This window comes from Psychrobacter sp. TPE 89C (assembly GCF_055522395.1).
This window is the reverse complement of record NZ_JBVFXW010000036.1, coordinates 21,932-33,218: the sequence shown is the minus strand read 5'-3', so window position 1 is coordinate 33,218 and position 11,287 is coordinate 21,932. Positions and strand designations below refer to the sequence as shown.

At 43.4% G+C, this 11,287-nt stretch carries 10 protein-coding genes; 3 read left to right on the top strand and 7 right to left on the bottom strand.

The annotated features are described in order from the left end of the window. The first annotated feature begins 102 nt into the window (after window positions 1-102). On the top strand, window positions 103-864 hold the full coding sequence (locus ACZW67_RS10920) for a hypothetical protein (RefSeq protein WP_465183269.1): 762 nt from the start codon (window positions 103-105) through the stop codon (window positions 862-864). A gap of 161 nt (window positions 865-1,025) precedes the next feature. Continuing rightward, window positions 1,026-2,069, top strand: coding sequence for an NAD(P)H-dependent flavin oxidoreductase (locus ACZW67_RS10915; RefSeq protein WP_465183268.1), 1,044 nt, complete (start codon window positions 1,026-1,028; stop codon window positions 2,067-2,069). A 2-nt stretch (window positions 2,070-2,071) separates the two neighbouring features. Here the strand turns inward: ACZW67_RS10915 and ACZW67_RS10910 are convergent, their stop codons facing one another. Together ACZW67_RS10910 and ACZW67_RS10905 are read right to left on the bottom strand one after the other, a co-directional pair. After that, window positions 2,072-3,019, bottom strand: coding sequence for an alpha/beta fold hydrolase (locus ACZW67_RS10910; protein ID WP_465183267.1), 948 nt, complete (start codon window positions 3,017-3,019; stop codon window positions 2,072-2,074). Between the two features lie 198 nt (window positions 3,020-3,217). Continuing rightward, window positions 3,218-3,928 carry an aspartate/glutamate racemase family protein gene (locus tag ACZW67_RS10905; RefSeq protein ID WP_465183266.1) on the bottom strand — a complete coding sequence of 237 codons (711 nt, stop codon included), beginning with the start codon at window positions 3,926-3,928 and terminating at the stop codon, window positions 3,218-3,220. A 97-nt stretch (window positions 3,929-4,025) separates the two neighbouring features. Here ACZW67_RS10905 and ACZW67_RS10900 point away from each other — a divergent pair, with 97 nt between their 5' ends. Then, on the top strand, window positions 4,026-4,280 hold the full coding sequence (locus ACZW67_RS10900) for a DUF2798 domain-containing protein (protein WP_194363338.1): 255 nt from the start codon (window positions 4,026-4,028) through the stop codon (window positions 4,278-4,280). Window positions 4,281-4,298: 18 nt separating this feature from the next. Here the strand turns inward: ACZW67_RS10900 and oppF are convergent, their stop codons facing one another. From oppF to ACZW67_RS10875, 5 genes are all read right to left on the bottom strand, one after another. Beyond that, window positions 4,299-5,393, bottom strand: a complete 1,095-nt coding sequence (gene oppF, locus ACZW67_RS10895; protein WP_465183265.1) for a murein tripeptide/oligopeptide ABC transporter ATP binding protein OppF — start codon at window positions 5,391-5,393, stop codon at window positions 4,299-4,301. A gap of 3 nt (window positions 5,394-5,396) precedes the next feature. Then, window positions 5,397-6,578: an oligopeptide ABC transporter ATP-binding protein OppD gene (gene oppD / locus ACZW67_RS10890; protein WP_465183264.1), complete on the bottom strand. Its 1,182-nt coding sequence runs from the start codon at window positions 6,576-6,578 to the stop codon at window positions 5,397-5,399. Window positions 6,579-6,605: 27 nt separating this feature from the next. Beyond that, complete coding sequence (gene oppC, locus ACZW67_RS10885; protein ID WP_010197600.1) at window positions 6,606-7,511, bottom strand: oligopeptide ABC transporter permease OppC; 906 nt, start codon at window positions 7,509-7,511, stop codon at window positions 6,606-6,608. A 110-nt stretch (window positions 7,512-7,621) separates the two neighbouring features. Next, on the bottom strand, window positions 7,622-8,542 hold the full coding sequence (gene oppB / locus ACZW67_RS10880; protein ID WP_194363336.1) for an oligopeptide ABC transporter permease OppB: 921 nt from the start codon (window positions 8,540-8,542) through the stop codon (window positions 7,622-7,624). 189 nt (window positions 8,543-8,731) lie between these two features. Next, complete coding sequence (locus tag ACZW67_RS10875) at window positions 8,732-10,402, bottom strand: ABC transporter substrate-binding protein (RefSeq protein ID WP_465183263.1); 1,671 nt, start codon at window positions 10,400-10,402, stop codon at window positions 8,732-8,734. Window positions 10,403-11,287 lie beyond the last annotated feature (885 nt).

Here is an 11,287-nt window from a genome sequence, read left to right as displayed (position 1 = left end):
GCTGGCTTTTTTTTGTTTCGTCAAAAACTCTAAGAACTTAAATTAATATATGAACTTTAGTATGCTAATATCTCATTAATGGATTATAAGCAATGAGTAAATATGAAAATAAACAGTAAATCAGCTAATGTTTTTTTTAGTTTTCTTTTACCTACTATGTTTTTGATAGGGTGCTCAGGGCTTTCTACAAATATCAAAGGACATACTTTTGATAAAAATAATAAGCCTTTTTATTTGGAGTTTGATAGTCTTAAAGCAGATAGTCTTCATTTAATAAAACATAGTAAACTGACTATGGATAAATTCGAGCTATTTTGTGATAGTGATGATTTTACTGTTTTACCCAATTGGTCAATATATGATGGCGAGCCTATAGATTCGATTGCAAACCTTGATTTATCACATATATATTTAACTTTCGATGACAGAGACCGTTTACAAAAATTACATCTTATAAAAACTGTCAGCACCGAAGATGAGCAAAAACAAGTATATGATAAAATAAAAAAACATCTCGACCAAAACTATCGTCAAATCAAGCCCCATCCGTTACGCACAATAAATATGACTACTAATGAGGTAATTAGAAATGAAGGTAGTAGGTTTTATACGGGCTGGTCTAACTACGATATTATTTCTTATAAGACTAAAGACGGTTATCTCCGTTTAAATAAAGGTTCAACTGGAACTGTTAAAGCTCCCGCTGCCATTCGTTCCAGTACTAATGGGATTTACGCCGACTATGCTAATATTGGAAATGACGTACCTGAGTGGAAAGACTCTGTAAACGGAGTAGCGCTAGGAATTAACGTTGATTACTTCTCAAATTCTTTTTCAGATATGTATGATAAAAAATGTAGCTGATTTACTTAGCAACATTTTTATAGTCAACTAACTTAACTATAATTTCGTAGCCAAAACCCACCCCTCCTATTTCCTAACTAAATAAACACTATCTCACATACTCTGTACTCAGCTCTGTTAAAGTAAGTCATGCAAACACCCTACTAAAAAGGCGGCTCGTCATGACCTTACTTGATACCCTAAACTTAACCTACCCTATCATCCAAGCGCCAATGGCAGGTGCAACCACACCTGAACTGGCAGCGACGGTGAGTAACTTTGGCGGACTGGGCTCATTAGGGTCTGGCATGACGGCGCCAAATATTCTGACCAGCCAAATTGATACTATTAAATCGCTGACCGACCGACCTTTTATGATCAATCTGATGGTGCTATCTGAGCAGGACTGTACAACCTTTGATACCGAACTCCCCGCTTGGCTGAGTGATTACTATCAAGACAATAATATCGAATATGCACTACCTGAACGCCCAGCGCTAAGCTTTTTAGACCAGCTACAAGTGCTCTATGACAATCCCGTTCCTGTCGCCAGTTTTACCTTTGGCATTATTAGTGCCGAGCAAGTTCAGCATCTGCAAAGTCTCGGCACGCACGTCATCGGCACCGCCAATCATCCATTAGAAGCAAAAGCATGGGCAGATATTGGCGCAGATGCGGTATGTGTACAAGGAGTCGAAGCTGGTGGACATCGCGGTGGTTGGCTGCCGCAAAGTGAAAGCGATCCATTGGGATTGTTGACGCTGATCGGTCAGACACGCACTTGCACTGATATTCCATTGATCGCAGCAGGTGGCATCATGAATGGCCAAGCCGTCAAAGCTATTCAAGCAGCTGGTGCCGAGCTGGCACAAATAGGGACAGCATTTTTGACCACCGATACATGCGGTATCAATGACATTTATAAACAAGCCTTACTCGATGCCAGTCATAGCAAACGCAGCGCTGAGACACGCTTAACTCGATTATTCTCAGGTAAGCTCGCTCGTGGTTTATTGAATGATTATCTACGTGATTTTGCTCAATTTGAAAGCGCTGATGCGCTACCACCCTATCCTCAATTAAATGCTATGACCAAATTTATGCGAGCTCATGCGTCTCAGAACAGAGATGCAGAACATCAATCCCTTTGGGCTGGACAAGGGGTAGCCTTGGTCAAACAAGAGAGCACGCTTGAACTGCTTGAGCGGTTGGTACAAGAGTTATAAGCTTACTCATCTTTTAGCGTTGCACGAAATTTTTTATAATCCTCTGCCGTCTCTTTTACCGCCTCTACCATCGGTACGTGACCCACTTCCAACATCATAATGACCTGTGCTTGTGGCATCAGCTCGCTCATTATTTCGGCAGTCTCAGGTTTTATGACCTTGTCCTCTTCTCCCCAAACGATCAGCGTTGGAATATTATATTGTGCGATAATTTTTGCACGCTCTTCTACATTGTCTTCGATGATCTGTTTGAGTATTTTAGTATTCAGTTCTCGATTGGCGATACTCTCTTGTGCAAAAACAGCTTGTATCGTCTTTGGAACATAAGGCGGCTTATACATGACCGTCTTATACATCGTAGAATACGCTTCAGTGCTGTCAATTAACAAAGGGCTGTTATCAAGGTCTAATGCTTTAAATTCTCGTTGTGTTTCAGCTGACCAAAACCCACCACTATCGAGTAACCACAAGCTTTTGACACTCTCAGGGTACATCGCTGCATAGGCGACACTGATAGCACCGCCCATCGAGTTGCCTCCGACATGAATACCCGAGGCCATTCCTTTAGCTTGTAATAGTTCATGCAAACGCTTTGCTTGGGCATCGGCGCGGTAGTCCGCCTCTGATGGCTTGCTAGAATTACCAAAACCTAGCAGGTCGGGAACAATCAGATGATAATCGCCTAACTTATCCGCAATACGAGTAAAGTTGTCTTTATTGCCACCAAAGCCATGAATCAGTAGTAAGGGTTCACCAGCTAAGTTGCCACCTTCTAAATACGTCATTTGCTCGCCGGATGCCAATGTTAACGATTTGGCTTCAAGGTCTGACTTGTTGCGTTCGTACTGTACGAGCTTTTGAGTCGTAGCGATAGTAAAGGTATTGGGCGTCGTACATCCCACGATAGAAAGAGCCAGTAGAGTAGCCAAACTCGTGCGCAGTAGTACCATCAAAATATCCTCATTTATGGTTGGCAAAACAACTTGAATAGGTAATCTTAGCACAAGCCTATTTAGGGCAAATTGATTTATGATTACGCGCAAGTCAGTGTTTTTACAACAACGAGGATATCAGGGTATCTACTTTATTTAATCGACAGTGCCCTATGCAATTGATGGTGTTTCAAATGAGTGAATGGATGAAACGCGTTAGTCTTCATCCAGCAAAAAGGCTACTGCAGCTTCAGCATGAATAGCCGTGGTATCGAAGATAGGAATCACACTATCGGCTTGGCTAATGAGTAAGCCTATTTCGGTACAGCCTAATATCACGCCCTCAGCACCTTGCTCCGTCAAGTCTGTGATCACTTGGCTATAATACTCTCGTGAGCTGTCTTTGAACTGACCAACACACAGCTCTTTTTTGATGATGCGATGCACCTCTGCGCGGGCAGCGTCCTCTGGTATCAGTACCTGTAAGCCTGCATCAATAAGACGACGTTTATAAAAGTCTTGTGTCATTGTAAACTGCGTACCTAATAAGGCTATCTTAGTTAGGTTGTGCTTCTTAATGGTGTCCGTAGTCGCATCAGCGATATGTATGAGAGGTACATGGGTGACTGCTTGAACATCGCCAACCAATTTATGCATCGTATTAGAAGCAATCATTAGCCCGTCTACGCCAGCAGCTTGCAAACGCTGTGCACTACTCGCCATCAATACACCCAACTCGTCCCACATTCCCTGCTCTTGTAGCTCATTGATTAAAGCAAATTCCACACTATGAATGAACAAATCAGCTGAATGTAAGCCGCCAAGCTTATTCTTGACACCTTCATTAATTAGACGATAATAGCTTTCTGTACTTTCCCAGCTCATGCCGCCAATAATACCTAGTGTTCGTTGTTTTTGGTAACCCATGCTATTTATCCTATTTATTATTTTTTAATTCTCATTTATCGTAACAGAAATACTGCCCATGGGGCATGACGATTACTATGTAGGAGGACATAAACCTATGGCAAAACTTACCGCTATCAAACTCCGCACTCGCCGTAAATACTACCGACTGATCTTTACTGGCATCATGGCGTTAATGATGTCGCTTATCATCTCAACAGCGTTATTGGTGGTCAAACAAGGCTTTATCGATGGCTTCTTTATGGAGCTGATGCATTCTTGGGTTTTGGCCTTTGGTTTTGCTTGGCCAAGCGCTTATATCTGCGCCTATCTGGTGCAAGAGCATGTATTGAGTAGAATAGAGTTTTATTGAGACACCATTTAACCGTTATCAAACCGCTATAGCGTCAACCTTATTTTTTAGACAAGCGACCCTATGGTTCAACGTACCTTCTAGCTCAGGTTTAATTTGGGCACATTCGCTGTCTGCGATCGGGCAGCGGGTACGGAATACGCAGCCTGAGGGTGGGTTAATCGGACTTGGCAAATCCCCTTCTAACAACTGAATGGTTTTATTACGCTCAGCGATAGGATCAGGTAATGGCACCGCAGACATCAGCGCTTGGGTATAAGGGTGCGTCGGATTGCTATACACGGCCTTGTCTACCCCTAGCTCAACCGCATGGCCCAGATACATGACCAGTACCCGATCGGCGATATGCTTGATCACTGACAGATCATGAGCAATAAAAATCAACGCCAATCCCATCTCTTGCTGTATGTCTTGCAATAAGTTAATGACCTGCGCTTGAATGGAGACATCAAGTGCGGAGACTGGCTCATCACAGATAATGATTTTAGGCTTCAATATCAGTGCGCGAGCAATACCAATGCGCTGACACTGACCACCAGAAAACTCATGCGGATAGCGGTTAATCTGATTGGACAGCAGCCCAACCTTTTTCATCAGGGCGCGTACTTCATCCTGCACTTCTGCTTTTTTCATGTTTGGATAATATGTCCGCAGCGGTTCTGCGATGATATCGCCTACTGTCATGCGCGGATTAAGCGAGGCTAGCGGATCTTGGAATATCATTTGAATGTCTTTGCGCTTCATTCTCATAGTTTTTTTGGAAGCGCCAACAATCTCTTCATCACCGAATTTAATACTGCCGGAATTGGCTTGTATGAGCCCGATGATCGTTCTTGCCAGCGTCGACTTACCGCAGCCCGACTCACCTACCACGCCCAAAGTCTCGCCAGCGAATAGCTCAAACGAGACACCATTGACAGCTTTTAAGGTGTCAGGCTTTTGCCAAAAGTACGTGCCTTTTTGCTTAATATTGAATGTCGTATGCACATTTTGTACTTGTAATAGCGGGGCTTGGCTGCTGTTTTTGACTATCTCTGCACTTGCTATCTCTGCACTTGCTATCTCTGTATTTGCCATCTCTGCACTTGCCTTCTTTGCACTTGATAGTGTCATGCTCTAGCCCTCCAGCGTTGATAGATTATTGGTGCCCGTATCAATATCAGCATCAGTATCGGTGTCTGCTGAAACGCTCTCTTTAATATCTGCTGACTCATCGACTCTCATTTCAGGTTGCCAATGGCAAGCGCGTTGACGCTCATTAGGCAGAAACTCAAGTGGCGGCGGTACATCACGGCAGATATCCATCGCATGCGTACAGCGCTCATGAAAAGGACAGCCAGTAGGCAGGTTAAGTAGATTGGGCGGACTGCCAGGAATGGTCTCAAGCTTGCCTTTATCATCATTCAGACGCGGAATGGCCTTTAATAGCCCGATAGTATAAGGATGCGTCGGTGTATAAAAAATCTCTTCCGTCTCTCCATATGCCATGGTACGACCAGCATACATCACGAGTACCCGATCACAGATACCTGCCACCACACCCAAATCATGCGTAATCATAACAATAGTGGTGCCAAAATCACGCTTTAACTCATTCAATAGCACCATAATCTGTGCTTGTACGGTCACATCAAGCGCCGTCGTCGGCTCATCGGCAATCAGTAGTTTAGGCCGACAGAGCAGCGCCATCGCAATCATGACCCGCTGACGCATACCACCCGAAAACTCATGCGGATACATGCCAATACGGTTTTTTGCCTCAGGGATTTTGACCGCATCTAGCATACGTATCGACTCTGCCCACGCTTGCTTTTTGCTCATGCCTTTGTGCAAGATCAACACTTCGGCAAGCTGATCACCTATTTTCATATAGGGATTTAGGGAGGTCATCGGATCTTGAAAGATCATAGCGATTTGCTCAGCACGAATTTTATTCAGAGCCTTTTGCGATAATCCCAGTAGCTCATTGCCTTCAAATTTTACGGAACCTTTGGTACGGCCATTCTTTGCCAGCAGACCCATGATGGCAAACGCCGTCTGCGACTTGCCAGAGCCTGACTCGCCGACGATGCCCAACGTCTCACCCTCATGCAGGTTAAAATTTAAACCATTCACGGCAGTCACAAGGCCATCTTCAGTCGTGAACTGCACGGATAAATCTTTGACCGCCAACAAGCTGCTTTGTTGACTGGCTTGGCTGGCTGGATTGCCCTGAGTATTGAGTGCTGAATCAGCGCCTATCTTACGGACAGTAGAATCTATTTTTTTAGGTGCACTATTAATATCTTGAGTTGCCATGATGTTGTTCTCCTAGCGAGCTTGAGCCTAGCGGTCTTTGGGGTCAAACGCATCACGTAGACCATCGCCAATGAAGTTAAAGCAAAATAAAGTAATGACCAAAAAAGCCGAAGGAATCAAAATCTGCCAAGGGGCGACTTGCATTGTTTGCGAACCTTCTTGCAGTAGCGCACCCCAACTGGTCATAGGCTCTTGTACACCAAGTCCCAAAAAGCTCAAAAACGACTCAAATAAAATCATCGTCGGTACCAATAACGAGGCATAAACCACCACCACGCCAAGCACGTTGGGTACGATATGGCGCAGAATAATATTAAAACCCGATACCCCGCCGACGTGTGCCGCTTCAATAAACTCTTTGCTTTTTAGACTCAGCGTTTGACCACGGACGATACGAGCGACATCTAGCCAAGAAACCAATCCGATAGCGACAAAAATTAAAATAAGGTTACGACCAAATATCGTCACTAGCAAAATCACGAAAAACATAAAGGGAAAGGCGCTAAGGATTTCTAAAAATCGCATCATAATCATGTCGACTTTGCCGCCCAGATAGCCTGATGTTGCGCCATATACCGTACCAACCAGTACTGCCACCGTTGCACCAGCGATACCCACCAATAGCGATATTCTCCCGCCGACTGCTGTGCGCACGAGCAAATCTCGACCAAGCGAGTCCGTACCAAAATAGTGCTTGTTTTCAATCGAAGGCGCAGACTGCATAAAGTTCCAATCGGTATCTGCATAACCAAAAGGCGCTAGCATGGGCACAAAGATGACAAACATACCGACGAGCAATAAGATAAAAAAGCTCGTCACTGCGGCTTTGTTTTGATAAAAACGTCGCCATGCATCTTGCCACAGGCTGCGACCTTTAATCTCTTTAACAGGCGTATCCATAAGCTCGGTTGGCTGGTCTACGGTCAGGCTCATAGTCGTCCTTTTACTTATTTAATTGAGGGTCTAATTGAGAATCTGATATTTATTTTTAAGCGATGATTGGCATTTATACGGTGTTCTTTAAGTGGCTATCAACATCAATATCAATACTGTATTTTTGGATCAATGATGGCGTATAGAATATCGACGATGGCATTAAAGGCGATCGTCAATACACCAACCAAAATAGTCAAACTAAGCACGACCCCATAATCACGATTGAGTGCCCCGTTCACAAATAACTGCCCAATACCCGGCAAACCAAAAATAGTCTCGATCACGATAGAGCCAGTAATAATGCCGACAAAGGCAGGACCTAGATAAGAGATGACGGGTAACAAAGCAGGTCTGAGCGCATGCTTCATGACGATTTGTCGCATCGGTAAGCCTTTAGACCGAGCCGTGCGAATGTACTGGCTATTCATCACCTCAATCATAGAGCCACGCATAATCCGCGCGATACTGGCGACATAAGCCAATGCCAAGGCGGTGACGGGCAATATCAGATTTCGCACGGCCCCATCGTTCCAGCCACCTGCTGGCAGCCACTGCAAAATAATGGCAAAAATAAGCACCAATAGTGGTGCTTTTACAAAGCTTGGGATCACAACACCTGTCATGGCAAACGCCATCAGCACATAATCCATCCACGAGTTTTGCTTGAGCGCCGCTATCACACCAAGGATCAGTCCTAACACCAGTGCCAATATAAAAGCGTACATACCCAGTTCCATAGACACTGGAAACGACTGCGACAATAGCTCATTGACTGTATAGTCTTTATATTTAAAAGACGGGCCAAAATCGCCTACTGCCAGCTGTTGTAGATAATGGATATATTGCAGCCACATGGGATCGTTAAGATTGTATTTGGCTTCGATATTGGCCAATACCGCTGGCGACAAGCTGCGCTCACTACTAAAAGGACTGCCCGGCGCTAACCGCATCATAAAAAAGGACACGGTTATCAAAACAAACATGGTCGGAATGGCTTCTAAAATCCGCCGAAAAATAAGCTTTAGCATAATGCCTCTTTATAATATTACCTGTACAACGATGCCTGATTTTAAAATGCTCGTTTTGAGTATTTACGCCGCTTCAAGATTTTCTCTGATCCATAGCAGACCGACGCTATCAATCGGAATCTCTCCTTTTCATAGCGCCTGCTGATAAGACTATTGGATGGTCATTCTTTGATGGTCAGTGCTTAGTGATCAGTGCTTGGCGATAGAGATATCTTTACCTTGCCAATTGTCTAGAGGATCGTTCTTTGAAAAGCCAATGACATAAGGTTTTACCAAACGAGGGCTGACGTAATGATAGATATTGAGTAGACCCATATCTTGATCCAGCTGTGCCTCAGCTTTTTGATATAAGCTTGCACGCTGCTCAGGCGTGACACCCGCTTTTAACGTTTGAGCCATTAAGCTATCAAAATTGGCATTAGCATACTTACCGTAGTTACCACTATTGTCAGATTTGGCAATATTCAAAAAGGCTGAAGGTTCGTTATAATCCGCACACCAGCCAGCACGAGCGATTTGATAGTTACCGTTGCGGCGCGTATCAAGATAGGTTTTCCATTCTTTGTTGGTCAACGTCACATCAACAAAACCAAGTGCCTGCGTCCATAAAGAAGTGGCGGCAACTGCGACCTTTTTATGATTATCATTGGTGTTGTACAGCAGCTCAAACGCGAGTGGATTGCTCTCGTTGTAACCAGCTTCATTTAGTAGTTTTTTGGCCTCAGCGATACGCTTCTCTTTGTCCCAAGTGGACCACTCTGGATTATTTGTTACCTTACCATTCGCGGCGGTAGGCGTGAGCTGATAAGCGGCTGTCTGTCCTTGACCGATAACCTTGTCTGCAATAGTGTCGCGATCCAATGCCAAGGCTAACGCGCGACGTACTTTTGGATTATCAAAAGGTGGTTTGACGGTATTAAATTCATAGTAATACGTACAAAGATAAGGAGAGACTCTGAGCTCATCGCCATTGCTCTCTTTTAAGGAAGCAAACTGCTCGGTTGGAATCTCGTTATAAGTGACATCAACTTCACCCGCCTGATAGCGCGCAACATCGGTGGTGCTAGAAGGGATCGGTAGTATCGTGATGGTATTCAGCGTCGTATTGGCATCGTCATAATAAGAAGGGTTACGTGTCAAAACGAGTTCATCGTTGATCTTCCACTTACTGACTTTATAAGGGCCATTAACGACAATATTGGCAGGATCTGTCCATTTGTCACCGAACGCTTCGACAGTTTTTTGATGCACAGGTTTGACAGAGTTATGAATCAGCATATCTGGAAAGTAAGGTACGGGCTCTGATAACGTGACTTGCAGTGTTTTATCATCGATTGCTTTTACCCCAAGCGTCTCGATGCCAGCCGCCCCTTCAACGATTTGGTCAGCGCCGACGACCTTGGCATCAACCAAATAACTTGAGTAAGGAGATGCGGTATCTGGATCGACCAAGCGGCGCATACTATAGACGAAGTCTTGCGCCGTCACAGGATCGCCATTTGACCATTTAGCGTCACGCAGTTTGAACGTCCATACTTTGTTGTCTGGACTCTCCCACTCAGTTGCCATTCCTGGAATGGTTTTGCCATCTGCATCAGTATTGGTCAATCCTTCAAATAATTGACGACCAATATTAGACTCCGGTACACCAGACACTTTATGAGGGTCTAGTGACTCAGGTTCCGACGCATTATTGATAACCATTTCTTGAGTCTCAGCCAGTACACTGGGATCAATATCGGCTGATGAGCTGGCATTATTATTTGCTGTGTTGTCACTACAACCGGTCATAAACATGGCAAGTGCAAGAGAAGTGGGTAAAAATACAGTAGTACGGAGGGAGACAGGGTTGTGGGTCATATGGCGTCCTAGCGGGCAGATGGCGAACAGATTAATCAACCTGTTCATAAATACATTAAAGTTGAATATTTAGCGTTTTCATAGCTATTATTGTGTTGCTAGAGGTCATAGTCTAACCATCTGTCAATAATGAACGTTAGAAAACTATTGGTAATAGTAATAATAAAAAAAGTTATTGATGTCAACAATTTTTCAGTTCATAGAAAAAACATGAATTTAGTCAAACATATGCATATACTAATCATGAGTAAAAACGAACAAAAAACATACTAATCCGTGTAATTTTACAAGAATTTAACCATTTTTTTATAAAAAACCCATCACTCGTCAAAATGCTACTCTTGTGTTAATAATTGTATCTGACATCTGTTTGACATTTTATAATGCTAATGAATTAATACTGAGAGTAGTATTATGCTATCGAGCGTAAGACATTTGATGATTTAGACAATCATATGGAAGACCACTCATATAATGAGCTTTAATGCGACCGCGAGTGGGATGGTGATTAATTAACATAAGTGATTAATTGACATATTCGACATAATTTATTGAATCATATTGCCAATGATTTTTCTTTTTAGTTTCTCTCTAAAAGGCCATACTCATTAGAGAATCCTGCTGAATCCCATAAACCAAATCACATGAACGGCTTTACATCAGTGCGAGCAGTAACACAAAGAATATTACGGATGTAAGCCAAGCTTTCTATAATAAAATCCCGTTAGCGCAAATGTATCTAACGTCTAGACGACCAGTCTATTTTTAAGTATAGTGTCTTTGTTAGTTGATAACCTATCAGCATCATTATCATGGTATCGTTTCTACTAGAAGAAAAAATACATTGGTGAATGACCTTGATGACATGATATTTATAGTCCGTTA